The 23,230-nt window shown below is 43.6% G+C and carries 15 protein-coding genes; all 15 read left to right on the top strand.

Features of this window, described 5'->3' with window-relative positions; all coding sequences use genetic code 11:
* The first annotated feature begins 5 nt into the window (after positions 1 to 5).
* Positions 6 to 1,202 carry a glycoside hydrolase family 27 protein gene (locus D7D25_RS05700; RefSeq protein WP_122968001.1) on the top strand — a complete coding sequence of 399 codons (1,197 nt, stop codon included), beginning with the start codon at positions 6 to 8 and terminating at the stop codon, positions 1,200 to 1,202.
* Positions 1,203 to 1,227: 25 nt separating this feature from the next.
* Positions 1,228 to 2,580 (top strand): Gfo/Idh/MocA family oxidoreductase, encoded by a 1,353-nt coding sequence (locus D7D25_RS05695; RefSeq protein WP_185140224.1) that lies wholly within the window; start codon positions 1,228 to 1,230, stop codon positions 2,578 to 2,580.
* 143 nt (positions 2,581 to 2,723) lie between these two features.
* Positions 2,724 to 4,778, top strand: coding sequence for an alpha-galactosidase (locus D7D25_RS05690; RefSeq protein WP_122968000.1), 2,055 nt, complete (start codon positions 2,724 to 2,726; stop codon positions 4,776 to 4,778).
* Positions 4,779 to 4,827: 49 nt separating this feature from the next.
* On the top strand, positions 4,828 to 5,847 hold the full coding sequence (locus D7D25_RS05685) for an alpha/beta fold hydrolase (RefSeq protein ID WP_122967999.1): 1,020 nt from the start codon (positions 4,828 to 4,830) through the stop codon (positions 5,845 to 5,847).
* A 10-nt stretch (positions 5,848 to 5,857) separates the two neighbouring features.
* Positions 5,858 to 6,934 carry a Tat pathway signal protein gene (locus D7D25_RS05680; protein ID WP_148038861.1) on the top strand — a complete coding sequence of 359 codons (1,077 nt, stop codon included), beginning with the start codon at positions 5,858 to 5,860 and terminating at the stop codon, positions 6,932 to 6,934.
* 11 nt (positions 6,935 to 6,945) lie between these two features.
* A complete protein-coding gene (locus D7D25_RS18785; RefSeq protein WP_122967997.1) occupies positions 6,946 to 7,215 on the top strand; it encodes a twin-arginine translocation signal domain-containing protein in 270 nt (89 codons plus the stop codon).
* Entirely contained in the window at positions 7,101 to 9,488 is a 2,388-nt protein-coding gene (locus D7D25_RS05670) for a hypothetical protein (RefSeq protein WP_221407971.1), read from the top strand. The genes D7D25_RS18785 and D7D25_RS05670 overlap by 115 nt, the downstream gene beginning before the upstream one ends.
* Positions 9,489 to 9,568: 80 nt before the next feature.
* Positions 9,569 to 10,684 (top strand): sulfatase-like hydrolase/transferase, encoded by a 1,116-nt coding sequence (locus D7D25_RS05665; RefSeq protein ID WP_158602546.1) that lies wholly within the window; start codon positions 9,569 to 9,571, stop codon positions 10,682 to 10,684.
* A 623-nt stretch (positions 10,685 to 11,307) separates the two neighbouring features.
* A complete protein-coding gene (locus D7D25_RS05660) occupies positions 11,308 to 14,541 on the top strand; it encodes a TonB-dependent receptor (RefSeq protein ID WP_255417210.1) in 3,234 nt (1,077 codons plus the stop codon).
* Positions 14,542 to 14,552: 11 nt separating this feature from the next.
* A complete protein-coding gene (locus tag D7D25_RS05655) occupies positions 14,553 to 16,511 on the top strand; it encodes a RagB/SusD family nutrient uptake outer membrane protein (protein WP_221407959.1) in 1,959 nt (652 codons plus the stop codon).
* Positions 16,512 to 16,552: 41 nt separating this feature from the next.
* Complete coding sequence (locus D7D25_RS05650; protein WP_122967993.1) at positions 16,553 to 17,833, top strand: DUF4959 domain-containing protein; 1,281 nt, start codon at positions 16,553 to 16,555, stop codon at positions 17,831 to 17,833.
* Between the two features lie 14 nt (positions 17,834 to 17,847).
* Entirely contained in the window at positions 17,848 to 19,251 is a 1,404-nt protein-coding gene (locus tag D7D25_RS05645; RefSeq protein WP_122967992.1) for a DUF4998 domain-containing protein, read from the top strand.
* A gap of 181 nt (positions 19,252 to 19,432) precedes the next feature.
* Positions 19,433 to 21,163, top strand: coding sequence for a family 10 glycosylhydrolase (locus D7D25_RS05640; protein ID WP_122967991.1), 1,731 nt, complete (start codon positions 19,433 to 19,435; stop codon positions 21,161 to 21,163).
* Between the two features lie 95 nt (positions 21,164 to 21,258).
* Complete coding sequence (locus D7D25_RS05635; RefSeq protein ID WP_148038860.1) at positions 21,259 to 22,668, top strand: hypothetical protein; 1,410 nt, start codon at positions 21,259 to 21,261, stop codon at positions 22,666 to 22,668.
* 244 nt (positions 22,669 to 22,912) lie between these two features.
* A complete protein-coding gene (locus tag D7D25_RS05625; RefSeq protein WP_148038859.1) occupies positions 22,913 to 23,200 on the top strand; it encodes a hypothetical protein in 288 nt (95 codons plus the stop codon).
* Positions 23,201 to 23,230: the final 30 nt, after the last annotated feature.

Here is a 23,230-nt window from a genome sequence, read left to right as displayed (position 1 = left end):
AATGCATGAATAAGCGTATTTTATCATTTGTTTTAAGTTTTGCAAGCTTGGGGGCTTGTGTGGAACTTAGTGCCCAGAAATTTGACCAGATAGCCCGTACCCCTCCGATGGGATGGAACAGTTGGAATAAGTTCAATTGTGATATCAACGAGAATATAATAAGGGAAATAGCAGACGCTATGGCTTCCAATGGAATGAAAGAAGCCGGTTATGAATATGTTGTTATTGATGACTGTTGGCATGGAGAGAGGGATAGCCTGGGGTTTATTCAGCCCAATCCGAAAACATTCCCTTCCGGAATGAAGGCTTTGGCTGATTATGTCCATTCAAAAGGATTAAAATTTGGTATATATTCAAGCATAGGAGAGAAAACCTGTCAGGGGAGGTCGGGATCCGGAGGACGAGAGTACCAAGATGCCATTCAGTATGCGAAATGGGGCGTTGATTACCTGAAATATGACGGATGCTCTCCGGCCAATTGCCATCCGGAAGGAGCCATAAGGACAATCAGTAATGCTTTGAAGGAGGCAGGTCGCCCCGTGGTATTGAGTGTGAGTCCTTTTGGAGAGCCTTGGACTTGGGCAGAGAAAACAGTACATATGTGGAGAATGTCTTCAGACATTATGAACTGTTTCGATTGCCAGAAAGGATATGGCAGTTGGTTTAAACTCGGCGTTCTTCAAATTCTGGATGAAACGCCCAAGTACAGACGTTATGTCAAACCGGGGTTTTGGATGGATGTGGAAATGCTTCAGGTGGGAAATGGTCTGACAGAAAGCCAAAACAGGGCCCATTTTTCTATTTGGGCAATTTTAGCTGCCCCTCTGATGGCAGGAAATGATTTAAGGGAGATGGATGAACCGACACTGAAAATATTGACGGAAAAGGAAGTGATTTCTATTGATCAAGATCCGGCGGGAATTCCCGGTTTCAGGTATATGAAGGTAAAAGACCTGGAAACTTGGGTAAGGCCTCTTGCCAAAGGAGAATGGGCGATCTGCTTCTTGAACAGGGGATTGACTTCCCAAAAGCATGAAATAGACTGGGATGAGATGTTCAATGCGAAAATTGGAATGAAGAAAGGAACTTATTCTGTAAGAAATATCTGGGAAAAGAATAACATTGGAACCACAAAAAATAAATTAACGGTGAATGTTCAGGGGGAGGACGTTGTCCTGCTGAGAATTAAACCGGTAGGTTAATCCCTATGATAAATAAAATAATCGTATGCGAACACTTTTTAAATTTTGTTTGTTGCCTATCATTATCTTCTCCGTCTCATGCGCAAGCATGAAGCAGGACGAAGTAAAAATGATCGAATTGAAAGAACCGAAACGTCCCGCCGGACAGGAAAATGTATTGCGACTCGCCGCTGACCCCATTCCAACAGTCAGAATCGGCTTCATAGGAGTGGGTAACCGTGGAGCGGCGGCCCTTAGGAGATATATCCACATGGAAGGGGTTGAAATCAAGGCTATCTGCGACTTGAAAGAAGAACTGGTAAAAAGAGGGCAATCCTATCTCCAGAATAACAACTTTCCCCCCGCGACGGAATATGTTGGAGAAGACACCTGGAAAGAAGTCTGTGAGCGGGATGACATTGATCTGGTCTATATCTGTACCGATTGGCTGACCCACACGCCCATGGCTGTATATGCGATGAAACAGGGAAAGCATGTTGCCATAGAAGTTCCGGCAGCGGTTACCATCGAAGAATGTTGGCAATTGGTCGATACCGCGGAGAAGACAAGAAAGCACTGCATGATGCTGGAAAATTGTTGCTATGACTTCTTTGAACTTACTACCTTGCATATGGCCCAGCAAGGAGTATTCGGGGAGCTTGTCCATGGTGAAGGTGCTTATATTCACGACTTGAGGTCCCAATTGAAAAATGTGCGAGGGTGGCGCGTGAAATTTTACGAGACTTACAACGGAAATCCCTATCCCACACACGGTTTTGGCCCTATCTGCCAAGCGATGAATATACATAGGGGAGACAAAATGAACTTCCTGGTATCGGTTTCTTCCGATCAGTTTGGCATGTCGGCCTATTTAAAAGGACTATACGGAGAGGGATCCCCTGAATCACAAATAAGGCACAGACTGGGAGACATGAATACGACGATTATCCGAACAGAGAAAGGGAAAACAATCATGGTACAACACGATGTGACCAGTCCCCGCCCTTACAGCCGCCTGCATGCATTAAGCGGGACAAAAGGTTTTGCGCAAAAGTACCCTGCCCCCTATATCGCTTTAGAGCCGGATGCCCACCAATTCTTACCGGAAGATAAGTTCAAAGAGCTGGTGAAAGAATATGAACACCCTTTCATAAAGGAGATAGGAGAGAAAGCCAAGCAAGTAGGAGGCCATGGAGGAATGGATTATATGATGGATTATCGGTTGATCTATTGTTTAAGAAACGGCCTACCCCTTGATATGGACGTATACGATGCGGCAGAATGGTCATGCCTTGTGGAACTCACGCGATTATCTGCCACAAACGGCGGGAGACCGGTGAAAATTCCCGATTTCACCCGGGGAGACTGGAATAAGTTGGCGGGACTGAAATTTTTCTAGTGGAAGTTGCAAATAGGGAGAAGGAAAAAAAGCAGACCATGTCCTGGACATCGATTTAGCGGAATAAAATATAGGGTCTACTCCAAAAGGGGTAATTCTCAAAAAAGATTTTTCAAGTTGATTTGTGTTGATAATAAATAGCCATGTTTCTCAGAAAAGTAAATATCGGTTTAATTCTTGCCCTTTCACTGTCAAATTGCCTATTTGCCGACAATAAGGCCGGATACGCCCGTAAAGAGGGAGGCGTTCTCTATATCGGTAACAACAAAATTGAACGCAGTTTCCAGTGGAACAACGGTAATTTAATCACTTTGAAGATTACAGACAAGGAGAACGGAAAAGAGTGGGAAAACCTCGCGAAGCATGCGGATTTTTTTGTTCCCGGACAAAGTGACAAGAATATGAAACCCGGCACATGGGACATTCAACGCGTCGAGACACCCCTCACCGATCCCTATTCGGAAGTCATCATAGAATATGCCATGGAAAAATTGTCTGTACGGAGGGTTTTCAGGATTTATGATGATTGCCCTGCCATAGCAATAGACACTTATTTACGGGGAAGAGCCAATAATCCGTGGATTGTGCAGAACAAAGATTTGGGTGTTTGGAAATATCTGCCACAACGCAATATTTTATCACAACAGGATGAAATACCTGTATTGGATCAGGTAAGCCTTCCCGGAAAACACTGGAAATTAAACCTGATTGAGTTTTCCGATAATTCCGACTCTCACAACACATTTGTAAAACATCATTCGCAGACAGCTTATGCCGACAACGTCTATAAAGGGAACATCCTTTTTTGGGGAAATATGGAAGATGACCTGGGATTGTTCTATTTGAAGGAATCCCCATTAGCTCCCTCTCAATTGGCATATCCAGGTGCCGATTTTATCATCAAATACGGAGAGGTGAAATCGATCGGGATAGGGATAGTGGCCTCTGACTTGCAAGACAGGGAATGGACCAAAACATACAGCATCGTTTTCGGAGTGTCGGCGATTGATGAGTCAAGTCAATTAAAAGCGCTGCACAGCTATCATAAGCATAAAAGAAATCAGGAAGCCTCAAGGGAGGAAATGATCACCATGAACACCTGGGGCGACAGGGGACCCTTGGAACGATTGACGGAAGATTTCTGTTTCAGGCAAATTGATGCCTGCGCCGCCCTAGGCATAAGCCATTTCCAACTGGATTGGGGCTGGCAGGAAACCTCGGACTATATGGACGAAAAAGGTGTTCCCGTGAAAAAATGGACCCCAAAACGAGACTTATTTCCAAATGGTTTTGAGAAAGTCGTGGCCAAAGGAAAAGATGCCGGCGTGGAAGTCTGTCTATATTTTGTTCCCAATTCCAAATATGACAATGAGGAATGGGAAAAAGACGCCGATGCGATCATCTATTTATATAAAAAATATGGCGTCCGTATATTCAAAATTGACGGTCAGCAAATGCAAAGTAAAGCGGCGGAGGTCAGGACCCGGAGAATGTATGAAAAGGTGATGGAAGAGACAGACTACAATGTTATTTTCAATTACGACATAACGGCCGGACAAAGAGGAGGTTATTTTTATTTAAATAATTACGGTAATATGTTCATAGAAAATCGGTATACCGATTTTATGAGTTATTATCCTTATAAAACACTTCGCAATATCTGGATGTTATCGAAGTATGTCCCGGCAGAGAAAATACAGGTTGAGTTTCTGAATAAATGGAGAAATGAGGAGAAATATGCCAATGATCTGTTTGCCCCGGCCAGTTACTCCATGGATTATCTCTTTGCGACAACCATGGCAGGGCAACCCTTGGTTTTTATGGATGTCGCCGATTTACCGGAAAATGCTTTTGAATCGCCCGATATCATCAGACAGTACAAAAAAATCCAACATGAGTTCCATAAAGGGATGATCCTTCCCATAGGAGCTGAACCCTCGGGAAAGTCATGGACGGGCTTTCAATCGACAGGTGATCATCAGGGTTTTTTCTTGATATTCAGGGAATTCAATAAACAAGAAACAGCGGAAATTGAGACATGGCTTGAAAAAGATAGCGAAGTGGAACTCACCCCGGTCTTGGGTTATGGCAAGAAGAACAGACAAACGGTAAAGAACCATGGGAATATATCCGTTCAGTTACCAAAGGAAAATAGTTTTGTTTTATATAAATACAAAATAATCAGTGGGGGAATGTGAAAAACCGGTTGGTTTCATTGTGAAGAACAAGGTAAGTTGAGAGGTATTTATGTGTAAAAAGTTACTCATATCAGGGCTTATACTATTGTCGGCAGGATTATATACCCTTTCCGCGAAAAATAATAATCCCCTGCGGGATAGCCTGGAAGCAGTGATGGGGCCGTTACCATGCCTCCTTGATCTGCCTCCAATGAATATACAATATAAAGACAGCATGAAAACAACGGATTATACCCGTTATACCATCCGTTTTACGGTCGCTGAGAATGAAGATCTTCCCGCTTATCTATACTTGCCCGCATGCAACAGCGCGGACAAACACCCGGCGATGCTTGTATTGCATTCAACGGGAGATCTGGGTAAAGGAATAGTCGACGGACAGGGAAATTTGCCAAACAGGGCGATTGCTAAAGAGTTGGCCGAAAGAGGATATGTAGTCATCGCCCCCGACTATCCGGGTTTTGGCGATCTGAAAGATTACGACTTTGAGAACGACCGGTATGAATCAGGAACAATGAAAGGAGTAGTGAATCATATCCGTTGTGTGGATTTATTGCAAAAGCTCGACCAGGTCGATCCCGACCGAATAGGTGTCATCGGCCATTCTTTAGGGGGGCATAATGCCCTATTCGTTGCTGCTTTTGATCCCCGCTTGAAAGTGGTTGTGTCCAGTTGTGGTTGGACTCAGTTTGAGTATTATGACATTGGACCCTCCGCCGAAAAATTATACGGAGGAAGATTGGGCCCTTGGGCACAAGACAGATATATGCCGTTGATCAGAACGAAGTATCAGTTGGATCAAAATAAAATTCCCTTCAATTTCCATGAAATAATCGCATTGATCGCCCCGCGTGTTTTCATTTCCAATTCTCCGTTAAATGATAAGAATTTCGAGGTCAGAGGTGTAAGAGAGGGTATCCGGAAGGCCTCCGTAGTGTATGAATCCCTTGGCGTAAAAGAAAATTTAAAGGTGTTTTATCCCGATTCAGGCCATGATTTTCCTTTGGACATAAGAAATGAAATTTATCAACTGATTGATAAAGAATTCGATCATCTATTTTTGGAATAATGTTAATCAAATGACAAATCGAAGAGAATTTATTAAACAAGTTGCAGCGGTTAGCATGTTCGTGGCTATACCCGAACAGATTTTTGCTCAAATAGAAACAAAAAACACTAACAATGAATTTATATGGGCTAATTTACTCCATTTAAGTTATAATATGTGGGAAGATAATACCCCTGTTAAGTTTCAGACAAAAACATACCAGAGTAACGAGTGTCAAGAGGTCAGAATGTGGGCCCATCACTATCAACCGGAATTGACTTTCGAAAAAGATGTTTGGGATCGGCTTCTGAAGAAAATGGTTGAAGCAGGAATGAATATGGTGATCATTGATTTGGGAGATGGTGTAAGATATGATAGCCATCCGGAGATAGCCGTTAGAGGGGCCTGGACTCCCTCTCAATTGAAAGAAGAGTTGAAAAGAATCAGGGAGATGGGATTGGAACCTATTCCCAAATTGAATTTTTCGGCTGGACATAAAGCTTGGTTAGGCCCTTATCAACGTATGATTTCTTCGGAAAAATATTATACTGTATGTAAAAATCTGATTGAAGAAGTGTGTAGCCTATTTGATACTCCCCGGTTTTTTCATTTAGGCATGGATGAAGAGACGGCAAGTCATCAAAGAAATCATGTGAATGTGGTTGTCCGTCAGGGCGAATTGTGGTGGCATGATTTTTATTATTTAGTGGATTTAGTAGAAAAAAAGAATGTAAGGTCTTGGATCTGGTCTGATTATGCATGGGATCATCCTGATCTCTTTTTTAAAAAAATGCCGAAATCTGTTTTGCAAAGTAATTGGTATTATGCATCTCAATTTGAAAAAATTGATAATCCTGTAAATGAAAAATACGTAAGGTTATACGACCAACTGGAAACTCATGGTTACGATCAGGTTCCCACGGGAAGTAACCATTCGAATAATATTAATTTTGAAAAAACAGTTGAATATTGTTCGAAAGTAATTAATTCCGATAGACTTAAGGGTTTTATGCAAACAACATGGAGACCTACATTAGCTCCTTGTTTTAAAAAACACTGTGAGGCTATAGAACAAGCAGAAAATGCTATACGTCTAAAAAACAAATAATTGTGTTACATATGCAAACAATAAACAGACGGAATTTCCTGAAAACTTCGGCGATAGCCGGAGCGGGATTAACTTTAGCACCTAACCTTACATTCGCGCAAGTAAACCAGAGCAACAACAAACCTGTGTTGTTAGGGGGAAGTAAACCGACCTATAATTTCTCCGGATGGCCTGTTCACCCGGAGGAGAAATTACGCCGGACAATTTTCAAACGAGTTACTGGCTGTTTATTCCTGCCTATTTATATATCCTATTTTATGCTTCCATTGGATACAAAATAGGACAAAAAACAATTAAAGCAATGGTTGCAAGAGGTGTAAATAAATACAAAATCATTATTTCCCTACTGGTAGGTTTTCATATAATCTGTAGCAGTAAGCTGTTCGCTTTACATAGCGAACAGTCTGAGATTGTCATTGAGAATAAAGACATGCGGTTTATACTTTATGATAATGGAAGGCCTAAAAGTTTAATTCATAAAGATACGGAACAAGAATGTCTCGATTTGGATAATACGGAAAAATCTATATTTGCTCTTATAGAATATAGGCCATATGCTACGGAATTAATGCTTACCTATTCGGCTAAACCACGTAAATACTATGCGGACAGAGTAAAAAAAGATGGAAATAAATTAATTGTCCAATTCGAAGAAATCTTATATACGGCAACTGTGGATTTAAATATAACCGATTACTATATTGGTTTTACTTTGGAAAAATTAGAATATACAATCGGAAAAATAGGTGTTGAAAAAAGAAAAACCGAGGTAGATGAATTTACCCTCTTACAATTACCCATTAAGAAGCGTTCTCATTTCGGGGAGTGGTTGAATGTGGCATGGGATGATGATATTTCCGTAAATGTATTAGCGACCGACCCGTATGCAAAAATCGATGCCTTTATAAATGGCAATACTTGCCTGATGGTTGCAGGAATGGAAAATAGTATTAAATTAGTAGGTGTGGGAGCCGCATTAATCACAACCAACACGAGTAAACTCCTTTCTTGCATTTCCCGTTTAGAAGAAGACTACAACCTTCCTTTAGGGGTTAAAAGTCGTCTTAGCAATGAATACAAATATTCATATTATGAACCTAAAGGAATAACTCCTAAAAATGTGGATGAACATATAGCCTATGCTAAGAAAGGCGGTTTTCGACAGATGTTATTATATTATGAAGATATATTTGTCAGCATGGGGCATTTTATTTGGAACGATCAATACATCAATAAAATACATGATTTAAGACAGATTGTACAAAAGATAGAAGAGGCCGGAATCATTCCCGGATTTCATATACATTATAATAAAGCCAGTAAGAACGATCCTTACGTAACTCCAATTCCCGATCCAAGATTAAATCTTACAAAAATATTCACATTAGCTTGTCCCGTAAATAAGGATGACTCAATAATAATTGTAGAGGAATCACCCCGTGAGTGTGCATTGGAGGGAGGAAGAAGGTTGTTAAAAATTGGCAATGAAATTATTTCATACGAGAATTACACAACTTCCTACCCCTATCAATTTACAGGTTGCAAGAGAGGAGAGCTCGGAACCGAAATCGCTGCAGCGGCTGAGGGACTTAAATTTGGTTTATTGGATGTGGACACCTGGCCGAAGTTTATCCGATTCGACCAAAAAACAAGTATTCAGCAGGAAGTAGCTAAACGGGTAAGTGAAATTTACAGTGAGGCAGGATTTAAATTTGTTTATTTCGACGGAGCAGAAGATGTTCATTTTCCCTATTGGTATAACGTCCCGAAAGCTCAATTGGAAGTATATAAAAATTTAAATCCTATTCCCATTTTTTCCGAGGGAGCTACAAAATCGCATTTTAGCTGGCATATCATTACAAGGGGGAATGCCTTTGACGTTTTCCCGCCTCAGGATGTGAAAGAGGCAACCGACATGTATCAGGTACAGGCAGCGAGATATATGAACGAAAGCTTTTCATCAATGAATTTCGGATGGAATGATTATTTAGCTCCTTCCAACAATACAATCGGGATGCAACCGGATATGTACGAATATATTTGCAGTCGGGCAGCCGCATGGGACTGCCCAATCGGCTTATTTGGAAGATTGGACCAGTTTAAGAAACATCCCCGTACGGAAGACAATTTTCGAGTGATGAGGATGTGGGAAGAGGTGCGCATTGGAGGATTAATGACCGATGAACAGAAACATGAGTTAAGAAACAGCAATCAGGAGCATTTCTTATTCAAAAATGTGGATGGAAAATATGAAATTATTCCATATAAAAGAGTGCAATCAGTGACGAAAAACTCTGATTCAATTCGTGCTTTTATTTTTAGTCGGGCAGGTAAAACATGGGTTGTATTATGGCATACTCGTGGGGAAGAATTACTTCGCATACCGGTATCAAAAAAGAATATTGCATTATATGACATGAATGTAATAAAAAGTAAATTGCATGAAGGGTCCAATAACTATTCAACCATCTCTGTGGGAAATTGCCGTTATGTAGTTTTTGACTTATCGGAAGAGGAAGTGGTCAATTTGTTATCAAAGAGTGAAGTGGTATAAGACTATAATTATAGACTATCAATAATGATGCAACCAACATGAAATCAACAAGAAAAAATAAAATATCAGATCGCGACTTTATGAAAAGAATTTCATTTCTCTTGCTCTTCTTGTTAATAATACAGTTACAGCTATATGCGGAATTCCGTTTGTCACCTGTTTTTGGGGATAATATGGTCATTCAGCGTGACAAGGAGGTGAAAATATGGGGTTGGGCAAATGTAATTATCCCGCATCACCCCACTGTCGGCGATTACAGCAAGTTTAACAGTTGCTCTTTCCCTAATCCGGTTTTACATGAAGGTACGCTCTTTTTGTCTCCCGAAAATAAAATGATCCAGGAACTTTTCTCTCCGCAACAACAAACGGCCTTTGTTGTAAATACAACAGCCTATAAGTCGGTGGGAAGAGGCTTTTCCATACTCATAATGGATGATACATTCACTGATGCGGAAGTTGTTGATTGTGCCGTCAATATTTTAAAGACCCAAGCGCCGGTATTTATGCGCATACATCTTCAAAGAGCAGGTCAAAGAGGCTACGATATTTCTCAAAGTATGCCGGACAAGCCTTATTACAGGAATATTTTCGCACCTAATTCTCCTTATGTGGAGGCAATAGAAGCCGCCGATGAACAGTTGGGTAGGTTCGTTGCTTTTCTTAAAGAGTCCGGAATGTGGAATGAAACAGTCCTTATTGTAACTTCAGATCACGGACAGAGCCGTATCGGATGGCATCCACTGTCTGATGAGGATAGTTGGAAAACCCCTTTGGTATTTGTTGGAAACAGTATTGCCGAAGGAAGGGAATTGAGTTATTTTGAACATACTGATTTGGCTCCCACAATAGCGGGTTTATTGGAAAAAGAATGGCAAATATCCGATAAGCAATCAGGTGTCTTCGTTAAAGAGATATTGAAAGGAACGGATATTACAGGGTATATGCCCCCTACCTATATTAAAACAATCAATAAGCAAATTAAAGAATACAATCTGCTAAAAGCAAAATTTGTCTTACTATCCGAAACAGACGGTTATTTTGCGAATTTTGCCGCATTACTCGAGAACCAGACATTTATAGAACCTTTTTACCACCAGGATCGTATCTTAAACTGGAAAGAAGCGGGCACTATAAGCCATCTGATCGAAGTAAATGAAAAAGTATTGAAGATAATGAGAAACAAACTGCCCGAATAGAGAATAATAACGCTACAATTCTATTTTTCATAAAAATGCCATTTAAAAAAAGTAAATAAACAGAGAGAAAGATTAACGCTTTTTGAGGATTTATTTTCGCAAAAACAAACTTTCCCATATTTTACTTTAATTTTCTTTGTATTATAAAATTAAAGTGGTGTTTGTGTAATCATATAACATATTTTTAAAAGATGAGAGCCTCTTTAATTCGTTTTGTTTTTTTAATAAATACCCCCCCCCCCCGATAACATTATTTAACAATAGTGTTAATAAAGCATGCTGTCGTTCGGATCTTGACCTTATCAAGCATATTAATTCCTATATATATTATCAATCTACTACTGTCGGCGAGAAAAATTATTACAATACTCTTCAATCTAATTTTATTTTACGAAGAATACTGTCCGCGGGTATCAAACATCCATTCTATCCTATGCGGACACATTTCACTCATGCATGGTTCCGTAACAGATTCAACGGATTTTTTCTTGAATTTGCGAAATTCTCCACGCGTTGGGCAGATACTTATATACGCATACAGAATAATATATTATACTAACTATTAATAGAGAGGGTACTCGGTCAACCACTCAAATTATCTTAAAAATGTAAATCTAAAACAAATGAAAGGAAAAAAAACATTGAATGTATGTCTCGTCATAATTATTATGATGATTTTCAGTCCGCTTTTTGCTCTGGGAAGTGTTGTTTCTGAAAGCAAAGAGTCGAATGTTCTCAGAGAGAATGCAACCATCAATGAAACGGAAATTGTACGGGATGTCGCACAGCAAAGAGTGAAAATTTCCGGGCGTGTAGTCGACCAAGATGGATTCCCTTTGCCAGGAGTCGCTGTTGCGATAAAGGAACGGCCGGGCGTCGGTACCATAACTGATGTGGATGGAAAGTATTCAATCGAATGTGCTGCCAATGAGACACTGGTCTATTCTTTTGTGGGTTTTGCTCCCAAAGAAGAAAAAGCCGCGGGAGCCAACAATGTGACCATTGTGTTGGAGGAAGATACGATTGCGCTGGATGAGGTGCAGGTGGTTGCTTTCGGAGTACAAAAGAAAGAAAGCGTGATCAGTTCTATTTCCGCCGTCAGACCGGAGGAGTTAAGGGTGCCTTCCAGTAATATCACCACTGCATTCGCGGGTAGAATGTCTGGGGTAATCGCTTACCAGCGCTCCGGTGAACCGGGATTGGACAATGCGGAATTTTTCATCCGCGGTATCACTTCTTTCAGCGCGAGCGGGAAAAAGGACCCGCTGATATTGATTGACGGGATAGAAATGACCTCTACCGACTTGGCACGGTTGAATGTGGACGATATCGCTTCGTTCTCGGTGATGAAAGATGCCAACGCCGCCGCCCTATACGGGGCGCGTGGAGCAAATGGCGTTATTCTGGTTTCAACCAAAGAGGGAAAAGCCGACCAGATTTCGGTAAATATAAGAGCTGAATTATCCTCTTCGGCCAATACCGACCTGGTGAAACTGGCAGACCCTATTACCTATATGAGACTCCATAACGAAGCGGTAAGAACACGCGACGCGATGGTAGAACTGCCCTATACCTCGTCCAAAATAAGGGAAACCGAATTGGGCACCAACCCCCTCATGTATCCTTCCGTGGATTGGTATAATTACATGCTCAAAGACCGTACTTTCAACCAACGGGTGAATATGAATATAACCGGGGGAGGAAAAGCGGTGCAATATTACCTTGCCGCCAACTATCAGCACGACACCGGGATCCTGAAAGAGAGCAAGGAAAATCTCCTTCATAACAACATCAATATCAATCGGATACAGGTGCGTTCCAATGTAACTATTAAACTTACCCCCACTACCACCGCGATTGTACGCGCCTACGGATCGTTCGACGACCGGACAGGTCCCAGACAGGGTATTGTAGACGGTAAAACGGTATCGGGCGGGGTATATGCTTTCCACCTTGCACGCAACGCAACGCCGGTACGGTTCCTGCCCTATTATCCCAAAGATGAAGCGAACGAGTTCACCAAACATATCCTCTTCGGGATGGGAAGCGAGTTAGGCTCATATGTCAACCCGTTGGCAGTGATCACAAGCAGGTTTCGGGAAGAAAGCTCATCCATGATGTTGATACAAATGGAAGCCAATCACAAATTCTCCGGAGGGTTAGACGGATTGTTTGCCAAAGGAGTTTTTAACGTGCAGCGAAACGCCTCTTATTCCCTGGAGCGGGGATATGTGCCGTTCTATTATCATCCGGCAACGACCTTGGACGGTTCCTATCAACTGGTCGCGTTGAATCCTGATTCAGGGACAGAGTACCTGGATTTTACAGGTGGAGGCAGCAATGTGCTCTCTACCATCTATGGCGAACTCCGGTTGGGGTATAATAAAGTTTTTAACGACATGCACGACGTGAACGCCTTGCTGGTGGGTACGATACGGAACGAGACCGGGCTGACCAACGAGGCAGAGACGCTGCTTTATGCCACCCTGCCCCGCAGGAACCTTTCGTCTGCCGGCCGGTTGGCGTACGGGTACAATTCCCGCTATTTCGCTGAATTCAACTTCGGCTACAACGGCACCGAGCGGTTTGCCAAAAAAAACAGGTTCGGTTTTTTCCCGTCGGCAGGAGTCGGCTGGGTGATAAGCAATGAAGAGTTCATGGAGGGCATGAAGGATGTTATTTCCAACCTCAAACTGAAAGCCACTTACGGTTTGGTAGGTAACGACCAGATCGGGTCAAGATACGACCGTTTCTTCTACCTGTCTCAGATAAGTATGAACGGGAGCGGATATTGGTTTGGTTATAATAGAGATTATAGATCTGGGATCACGATCGGAAGGTACGCCAACGACCAGATCACTTGGGAAATAGCCAAGAAAATGAACCTGGGGGTAGAACTCGGCCTGTTTGGCGACTTGACGATGCTGGTCGACTATTTTACGGAAACCCGCGAAAATATTTTGCAGAGCAGGACAGATATCCCCACCACGATGGGATTGCGCGCGATACCGCAGGCAAACGTGGGTATCGGGGAAGGCAAAGGGTTCGAAGTGGAATTGAAATATCAGAAGAACTTCAATAAAAACTTTTGGACCGTTGTCAACGGCAATTTCACTTATGCGACCAGCCGGTACAAGAAACTGGAAGAACCCGATTACAGCGATGCTCCCTGGAAATTACGCGTCGGATATAAAATCAACCAGTTGAGGGGATATATCGCCGAGCGCCTCTTTATCGATGAAGAAGATGTGAACAACTCTCCCAAGCAAAACCTGGGAGGCACCTATGGCGCCGGTGACATCAAGTACAAAGACATCAATAACGACGGAGTGATTAACGCGGACGACATCGTTCCCATCGGATATCCCACCGTGCCCGAAATCATTTACGGCACCGGGCTCTCCATGGGATATAAGGGATTCGACTTATCCTGTTTCTTCCAAGGTTCCGCCCGCTCGTCGTTCATGATTAATTCCGCGAGTATCACGCCGTTCATAAACAATGGACAAAGAGGATTGCTGCAGTATATTGCCGACGACCACTGGTCTGAAACCAACCGGAATATCTACGCGTTCTGGCCGCGTTTATCGGCCCACCAGGTGGCGAACAACAACGTGAATAGCACACACTGGCTGCGCAACGGCGCTTTTATCCGGTTGAAAACTGCGGAAGTCGGATATACCCTGCCCGAGAAAATGACCAAAAAGTTCCATGTAAGCATGTTCCGTGTCTATGTCAGCGGAACCAATCTTTTACATTGGTCTGCCTTTAAAATGTGGGATCCTGAAATGGCGGGTAACGGTTTGGGTTACCCTGTTCAAAGAGTTTTTAATTTGGGTATAAATATCAATCTCTAATCATGCTTAAAATGAAAAATATCATAAGAATAACAGCTTTTTTATTCCTGATGGGAATGCTGAGTTGCGACTATTTAGACGTGGTGCCGGATGATGCGCCAAGGCTTGACCATGCTTTTTCGAACCGATCGGTAGCGGAAAAGTTTTTGAGAACTTGTTATTCCCACCTCCCCGATATCACCGATCCGTTCTTTTATCCCGGCTGGTACACCAGTTTTGACGAGCTTTTTCCACGGGATTCCCGGTCGCTGAGATCAGTCGCAGCGTTGACTGCCCTCGGGCAGCAAAACACAAACAGCCCCTATCTCGATTTCTGGTCGGGAAACCAGGGCGGAAAGAACCTGTACGTCGCCATACGGGATTGCAATATTTTTCTGAACAACATCCATATCCCCCGGGATATAGAGGAGGAAGAACGTGCCCGGTGGATTGCGGAGGTAAAATTCCTGAAAGCCTATTACCATTTCTTTCTGATGCAGTTATACGGCCCCATTGTGATCGCTGACAAGGAGATGCCTCTCTCGTCGAGTCCCGAGGAGTTGCAGTCGTATCGCGAACCAATAGACGTCTGCGTGGATTATATCGTGAACTTGCTGGACGAAGCGATCGAAGGCCTGCCATTGGTGCTCCCCGACCCGTCATCCGAACTGGGACGTATTTCGCAAACCATCGCCTTGTCTGTGAAAGCAAAGGTATTGGTATGGGGGGCAAGCCCCCTGTTCAACGGAAATCCCGACTATAAAAACTGGGTTGACAACCGCGGAATACAATTGATACCCGACACGTACGATCCCTCGAAATGGGAGAGGGCGGCAACAGCCATTAAAAGCGCGATCGACGCCTGCCACGAAGGAGGATTGCAGCTCTACAAATTCAATAAATACGCCGGGGGGCCGCAAACGTATAACATGAACGACACAGTGGTGCAACTCATGACTATCCGGAAAGCCATTACCGAGGATATCAGGCTGAATACGGGGATAATCTGGGCGACCATGGAGATGCCTGCCAATGGAAAAGGAAACGCCACCGGGTTGGGATTTGCTAGTCTCGGTGATTTGCTGGCGCGTCTCTTCCCCTATATATATGCCGAAGACCAGCAGAGCTATGTGCAGTATCACGATGCCTCATGGCAGATGGTGGAAGTATTTTACAGCAACAACGGAGTGCCGATCAACGAAGACAAGGACTATAATTATTCCGGACGGTTCGGCGTGCGCCGCGCCACGCCCGGAGACAAGCACGAATCCTATATAGCCACCGGAGAGACCACGGCGGAAATCCATTTCAACCGCGAGCCGCGATTCTATGCCGACTTGGCTTTTGACCGGGGATATTACGAGCTTGCCACCACGACGACCGACGGCGGCGCTTCGTTCAATCCTTTCTTGAGATGGCGGAGCGGGGAAGTGTTCTCTAGCGGCAGTTACCTCCCCAAAAAGATCATCCCGTTCGAATCTTCCGCCAGCCAGGGTAATTCGGCATATCGCTATACCGCGCATCCTTACCACTTCCCGCTGATTCGTCTGGCCGACCTCTACCTGCTCTACAGCGAGGCGCTCAATGAGGTGAAGGAGCAACCCGACGCGGAGGTCTATTACTGGATTGACCAGGTAAGGGAACATGCCGGCTTAAAGGGAGTGGAAGAATCGTGGGCAAACGCGTCCATAAATCCCGACAAACCGTCAAATAAAGTGGGAATGAGAGATATTATCCGGCAAGAACGGGTGATTGAACTGGCTTTCGAGGCGCAGCGCTGGTGGGATGTCCGCCGCTGGAAAACAGCCGACCAGTACTGGTCGCTTCCATACATGAGGTGGACAAATACGGCAAAAGATCCGGAAGATTTTTATGTGGTGGAACATCTTCCCGCATATGACCGTCAGGTAACTTTCAGGGATTATTTGAGCCCATTGAGGATTTACGACCTGAGGATTAATCCCAACTTAGTGCAGACCTACGGGTGGTAATAACCACGATATTTCTTTTTTGATAAAACAATATAATTAGGATGAAAAAATTGAGTTATATAATAGCAGTTTTGCTGGTGGGTTCTTTCTTAGCTTGCACCGACTATATTTCCACAGCGCCGGGAGAACCGGAGGGACCGTGGAATCCCGGCCCGCTCACGGCATATTCAGTGACGCCTATCAATGGCGGGGCCACAATCACCTATACCATCCCCAACGATCCGGATATCATGTATGTGATGGCCGAGTACGAGAGAAACGGAAAGATATTTACCGAGAAATCCTCAGTGCATAAGAATTCCATTACCATCGAGGGATTTCACAGGGTGGACAGGGTAAAAGCGACCCTCTATAAAGTGAACAAGTTCGAGCAGAGATCGGAACCGTTGGAGGTGGAGTTCGAACCGTTAGAGTCGATTATCGATATCAGCATGGAATCATTGGAAATGATGCCGGGATTCGGGGGAATTGTCGCAATATGGGACAATCCGGTAGGCACCGAATTAGGGGTGCGACTGATGACATTGGATGATTCTTTATTTCATGAGTTGGTAACCCGGGAGGTCTATTACTCGACGATGGTGCGAGAGACACATTCTTTCAGGGGGCATGAAGCCAAAGAGACTACCTTCGCCTTGTCGTTCGAAGATAAATGGGGCAATATTTCGGATACGGTACAGCTTACCACCACGCCGTTTTTCGAAACAATGGTGCCGAAACCCTATGCCGATTTCCGCGGGAGCATTCCGTTTGATAACACTACGAATTTATCAGGCCGTTCCACCTCCACCCTCTGGGATAATATCGTGAACACCTCCTCTCATGGCTGGTTGACAAATCCCGGAGGCAGCGGCTTGTCGATTACCATCGATATGAAACAGGTGGTTAAACTCAGCCGCATTATTCACCATTTTTACCATCTGAATTCTCCTTACGGACAGGTAAATATCACGGCAATGGAAATATGGGGGACCAACAAGATCGATTTCAACCTACTGCAGAACCGTGCCTACTGGTTAGATTCGTTGAGCCTCGTCACCGGACATATCCTGAATGAGGATCCCACCCAACCACTTCCCGACAGGACCTTCAAAGACGATTGGCAATATTTAGGCTATCATGAAGTCCCCTATTACACTGTCGCTTCTGACATACAAGCGCTGTGTGCTAACGGTGCGGAATACGAGATACCATTTAACGCAGCTCCCGTACGGTATATCCGTATTTTTGTCCGTGAAATTGCCAGAAGCATGCGATCAGATAATTATTTCTCCATGGGCGAGATATCTTTCTTTGGCGATAATACGGTTCCACAAGAATAACAAATGATGAACAAATGAAACAGATGACAAATAAACTGATTACGGCATTATTGAGCCTGCCCGCGCTCCTCGCGTGCATCATATCCTGTGACGATATGAATGAAATTCAACGGGAATTTGCAGACCGGGAGGAACAGGTCTATTTGGGCAAAGTGGACTCCATCAAGTCGATACCCGGTTTTGGCAAAGCCAAACTCACATGGTATCTGGGCTCCGACCCGAAAATTGAACAGACCATTATCTACTGGAACCAGCGGGAGGATTCTATCGTGAAAAATGTCACCCGAACCTCTTCCAACCTGCTGAGAGATTCGATCATTATCGAAAACCTGCCCGAAGGATCTACCCTTTTCGAGTTCCGGAACGTGAACAGCAATGGCCAAACTTCGCTGTTCTCTTCTGCCACGGCAACGGTATGGGGAGAAACTTTCGCCGACGGCTTGCGGGTAAGGAGGCTGACCAAGATGATATTCAATTACGAGCAGTCGAATTATGGACTGGTTTTGTCACCGGCCATGGCGGGCGACAGCGTGGTCTATTCCCAAATTATATACACCGACAACCAGGGCACAGAAAAAACAATAAAGATCGGGAGGGAGACCAACGAGGTGGAACTGGCCGATTTCGCCGACGGAGCGGAATTCCGTTTCCGGAATGTCTTTTTCCTGCCGCAGGGGATGGATACGGTGTATGGCCGTTATCAAGAATATAAAGCCCCGAAAGCGGTATTTGAAAACGGCAAGAAAATAGCCTTCCCCGGAGACCCGGGCAGCCGCTATTCCGCGCATACCCCCACGAGCCTCTATGAATGGAATCTCCAAGGCGACCTGATCCTGTATCAACTGAATGAGAACGGAGCGTTCACCCAAAGCGAATCCTATCCGGGATTGGTTCCAAGAGCCACTTACCGCGAGTTCTTCTTTTACGACGACGACAAGTTTATAGGGGTGAATACCAACAACCAGATATTTATGTTCCAAATAGAGAATTCCCAGCTTACCTTTGTCAAATCGGGCGCCAATAACTATTTTGGCTCAGGATTTTCCTTTCCGGTATTTATACCGGCCAGGGGGTTCTTCTATGTCATCTCGGCTGCCGGCGCCATGAACGCGTGGTATGTGAACAACAAAGCCGTCCTGGGAAAACCGACCAATACCGCGGTAGCTACCAATTTCCTGTACAGCCCGGTCACGTTGTTCGATAGCAAATACATCGTGGCGGTGGATGAGGAAGGTTACCTGTGGAGTATTCCCATTTCCACGGTAGGCACTCATCGGGGGCTGAATAAAATCGGAAGCGGCTGGAATAAGTTTGTAAAACTGATTACGGTCGGCCAGAAATTGATTGCGGTGGATGGCGCAGGAGATTTTTATGAGTTCGATTTCAACGCGACCGACAATTACTGGGTGATAGAATAGATCACGGGTAATTTTTTCTTTAATTATTACAACCGCCTGATAATAAGCAAAAACTTATTATCAGGCAATTGATTCAACTTATGCAATTACGCGCGTTCCCTAACGGCCGATGTTTTAAACCAGACATTCCAGCTAAAACCGGGAAAAGTGGAGAAATATACTTGCAACTAATATTCGAACTATGAAGAAAAGGCCATATCACCAAAGGGTAATTATATCCTTGATCATTCAAATTGTACTGCTTGCCATCCTTTTTCCGGGATGTACCGGAATCTTGAATAAGGCATCCCAAGAACCTCAATTTCAAGTCCGCGCCCTCTGGGTGGATCCTCCGGGATTCAAAGACCGGGAAACCGTGGACCACTTGATTGAAAAATGCCAAACGGCGGGTATCAATACCCTTTTGCCCGACATTATGTTACGTGATGAAGTCTGGTTCAAATCGAAAAACTTTATTGGTAAGGTACATGCAGATGAACAGTATGATCCGCTCGCCTATCTGATAGAGAAAGCGCATGCGGCCGGAATAAAGGTTCAGCCATGGAGCTGTACCTATTATTCGAAACCCAAGCATCCGGACTGGATAAGTAAACCGTTTGTTGACAACAACTACGACCACGTATTCTTATCGGCGGCACACCCTGAGGTAAATCCGTATCTGTTGTCCGTATTGGAAGAATTGCTGGAATATGATATTGACGGTATCCATCTCGATTATGCCCGTTACTGGAATGCCGCCTTTGATTATTCGGAAGCGGCACGAAACCGTTTTAAAGCATCCTACGGCTTTGATCCCCAGGATTTTTTCGATCATCCCGAGCGGATTGTCCCGCCTGCCCAAGATCATTACCCGGTCAGGATGTTATGTCCTGATGCAAGTACACCTCATGTAGCAACATTAGGCACAATTGAACGAAACCTTAACCGTACGGGAGTAGGCTATGCCTATATTTCGGAAAAACCGGCCAATATTGACGCATTGAAAGCCCCCGGATTGCTTATTATGTCCTATTACAATCATATACCGCCTCAAATGGCCAAAGCATTGGACAGGTATGTGAAACGGGGTGGCGATATCATATGGATTTCCCCGGATAACAGTGTATTTGGAAAAGAGCTGTTGAGTTCGTTGACCGGAGTTACGAGAAGCCAGAATTTCAAAACTGAACGGATCAAACTTCAGGTTTCGGACAACCTGTTCGGAAAATCGATCGATACCCTGCAGGTTAAAATAGGTGGCAGTTCCCTGGTCACGGAAAAAGCGGACATCATTGTCCGCCTGGATACGGATGAGCCTGTGGTTACAATTAACCGGAAAGAGAAAGGAAAGGTGGTTGTAATTGGTTTCCAGCTAATGCACAGCGATTCACCGCAGGTAATGGAATACTTTAAGGATACGATTACCGGGCTCCGGACACAGGCCGGCGTAACAGGCCCCGACCCGATGGGAGAAAAACGCAAACAATGGATCGATTGGAGGGCAAGCCATCTTAAAGAACTTTTTCGTGAAGTAAATAAGATAGCGAAGAAGAAAGATCCCAATTTGCTGGTCACAGCCGCCTCCGGAGTAGGACCCCAGCAATACCACGGCATCTATCGCGACAGCAGGGAACTCCTGGCTGAAAATATAGTCGACTACATTTTTCCCATGAATTATACCGATAGACTGGATATCCTTCAGGATATCCTTGATGAACAGGCACTTTATACGCCCGAAGGTGTGTCGGAAAGAATATACCCCGGACTAAGACTTTACACCAAGAAAGATGACACCACTGTCCCTATGGATGCAGATATTGTTGACAAACAACTTGAAATGGTAAAACAATACGGTTATCAGGGATTTTGCTTATTCGCCTATTCCTATTTCTCCGATGAAATGGTAGAAGTGCTCCAACGATATAGCAAGTAATCACGGCTATGATATCCTGCAGAATACTTTTTTTGATTTGCCGGTAAATTTAACTAATGGACTTGACAATAATCAGCAATCAGTAAAAAATAAATATGATGAAGACAATGAACTATCGGATAATCGCCGCCTTGTTTTTTGTGTTGGGCGCCTGTTCCGTTCCTACGAAACAATCGTCTGCCGGTTTGGAATGGAAATATGACGACGGTTGGGTTTTACAAAAAGGGCTTTCCGGCGATAGGTTTGAAAAGTTTTTCGCTATCGGAACCTGGCATGTGCCAGGGTATACCTTTACCGATTCCGTGGAATCGGATGAACTGCAATATCAAAAGAACGCATCGCTTTTCCGGGAACGAACCGCTCCGATTAATATGGTTTTCATGACGCCCGGACTCCAAAAAGATTATATGTCGGAAAAAAACCATATACTCAACCCCTTTTCTCCTATCCTTCATAAATACCTGGATCAGATTCCCGGTTTGCCGGACGGAAAGGACAAAGATTATCACCGAAGTCAGTATATGAAAAAATTAGTAGACAGCCCTGAATTTGAGGAATATTTAGATGTGGAGATTCAAAAGATCCTGGAAACACTTCCCAATGACCAATATATCTACTCACATATCGATGAGATCGCGTTGGGAGGGGTGAGTAAATGGGCTGTCCCACCTTCCGTGGGAGCGAAAATCAATGAAAGGGTGAAGCATTACGACCCGAATGCGCTTGTCTTCGTCGATTTATTAGGCCACTGTAAAGGGAGCACCTATTTATTCGAGGAGAAGTATCTGCAAACCCATGACAGCCTCCCCAAAGATCCTCCTTACGAATCGATAGATCCGGGAGCCCTGGGGTCTGAAATCCCTCTATTGGGATTTTACCATGCCCATAACGGCCTTCCTGTTTATCAATTCGATAAAGGAAAATATTCCTATACAGAATATGAGCTTGATACCTTGAAGTCTGTTTGGTATGAGAATACAAGGTTGATCGCGTCAGGATATAAAGGAAGCGGGGATGTGTTCGGTATAAATGCTTTCCGTGATTATTTCGCCTATCCGGTATTATCAGGCATAACGGTAGATGCGTTGAGGGAAGGATTAGGTCCCAATACCCCCATCTGGATCTATTTTGATGGGAATGGGTATGCAAAACCTTCCAATGTGCCACCCGAAAAGTATATCGAGATAGTAAAATGTCAAATCTATACTTCCATCATCCACGGGGCAACGGGGATCCTGTTTTGGAACGACTGGAGCAAAACAGCGGAAGTATTCGATGCCTTATTACCGATGTTAGGCGAATTGAATAACAATTTGCCTATTGTTAAAATGAAAACGATGGAAAAGAATGTAGATAATAATTTGCATGTCATGATCAAAAAAGATGGGAAGAAAAAGTATATCATCGCTGCCAACACAAGTAAAACGGATAATTTGCCGCTTAATATCTCCGGTATCCGGAAAGAGATGCTATCTCCACTGGAAGTGTATATTTCGGAGTTATAGTTGAATTATGAAAAAGTCATTCATCATTTTTATCCAATGCTGAATGGAAGTCATAGCAACAAGGGTGGATAATTCATTTAAAATATTTTTGCGTTTTTTGAGTATGAGAAAACGCAAATAAAGATTATCAGTGGCGGAATATAATTTTTTTTGTGTTTTTAACTGATATTTTCTCAAGAATGAAGTTCTGGTGTGCCTCTTATATTTATTAAACTTAATAGAATAATTTTATATATTAATATATATGAATAGGGGAATCAAAATATATTGGATATGTGCATGTTTTCTGTTTTTATTGAAATCTATTGCTATGGGACAAGGGGCATTCCCTGGCCCTAAATCGATAGGACCGGCAGAGTCGTTTAAATTGACTGTCGAACCAGCTTGGATTGCTTACGGGAAACCTAACACTATGGGGAAAAGTGAAATGGAGAAAAAGCTTTTTCCTGATGATAATAAGATGGTGGGATTTTTTTTCATTGACAACGTTCTGCGTGAAAGTACTCAAAGTCAAACAAGAATGACAGAATGAGACGCTCACCTCATCCGCCCAATTTCGACT

It is taken from the genome of Proteiniphilum sp. X52, from assembly GCF_003712195.1.
Classification (GTDB): Bacteria; Bacteroidota; Bacteroidia; order Bacteroidales; family Dysgonomonadaceae; genus Proteiniphilum.
Note: the sequence above shows the minus strand (reverse complement) of the source record. Positions and strands in the feature narration are given on the sequence as shown.

What these genes read in the sequence shown, in the direction of transcription:
- D7D25_RS05635 (WP_148038860.1), top strand. Translation starts at nt 21,259, where the DNA reads ATGATGAAGACAATGAACTATCGGATAATCGCCGCCTTGTTTTTTGTG.
- D7D25_RS05695 (WP_185140224.1), top strand. Translation starts at nt 1,228, where the DNA reads ATGCGAACACTTTTTAAATTTTGTTTGTTGCCTATCATTATCTTCTCC.
- D7D25_RS05680 (WP_148038861.1), top strand. Translation starts at nt 5,858, where the DNA reads ATGACAAATCGAAGAGAATTTATTAAACAAGTTGCAGCGGTTAGCATG.
- D7D25_RS05700 (WP_122968001.1), top strand. Translation starts at nt 6, where the DNA reads ATGAATAAGCGTATTTTATCATTTGTTTTAAGTTTTGCAAGCTTGGGG.
- D7D25_RS05645 (WP_122967992.1), top strand. Translation starts at nt 17,848, where the DNA reads ATGAAACAGATGACAAATAAACTGATTACGGCATTATTGAGCCTGCCC.
- D7D25_RS05650 (WP_122967993.1), top strand. Translation starts at nt 16,553, where the DNA reads ATGAAAAAATTGAGTTATATAATAGCAGTTTTGCTGGTGGGTTCTTTC.
- D7D25_RS05685 (WP_122967999.1), top strand. Translation starts at nt 4,828, where the DNA reads ATGTGTAAAAAGTTACTCATATCAGGGCTTATACTATTGTCGGCAGGA.
- D7D25_RS05625 (WP_148038859.1), top strand. Translation starts at nt 22,913, where the DNA reads ATGAATAGGGGAATCAAAATATATTGGATATGTGCATGTTTTCTGTTT.
- D7D25_RS05670 (WP_221407971.1), top strand. Translation starts at nt 7,101, where the DNA reads ATGGCCTGTTCACCCGGAGGAGAAATTACGCCGGACAATTTTCAAACG.
- D7D25_RS05665 (WP_158602546.1), top strand. Translation starts at nt 9,569, where the DNA reads ATGAAAAGAATTTCATTTCTCTTGCTCTTCTTGTTAATAATACAGTTA.
- D7D25_RS05640 (WP_122967991.1), top strand. Translation starts at nt 19,433, where the DNA reads ATGAAGAAAAGGCCATATCACCAAAGGGTAATTATATCCTTGATCATT.
- D7D25_RS05655 (WP_221407959.1), top strand. Translation starts at nt 14,553, where the DNA reads ATGAAAAATATCATAAGAATAACAGCTTTTTTATTCCTGATGGGAATG.
- D7D25_RS05660 (WP_255417210.1), top strand. Translation starts at nt 11,308, where the DNA reads ATGAAAGGAAAAAAAACATTGAATGTATGTCTCGTCATAATTATTATG.
- D7D25_RS18785 (WP_122967997.1), top strand. Translation starts at nt 6,946, where the DNA reads ATGCAAACAATAAACAGACGGAATTTCCTGAAAACTTCGGCGATAGCC.
- D7D25_RS05690 (WP_122968000.1), top strand. Translation starts at nt 2,724, where the DNA reads ATGTTTCTCAGAAAAGTAAATATCGGTTTAATTCTTGCCCTTTCACTG.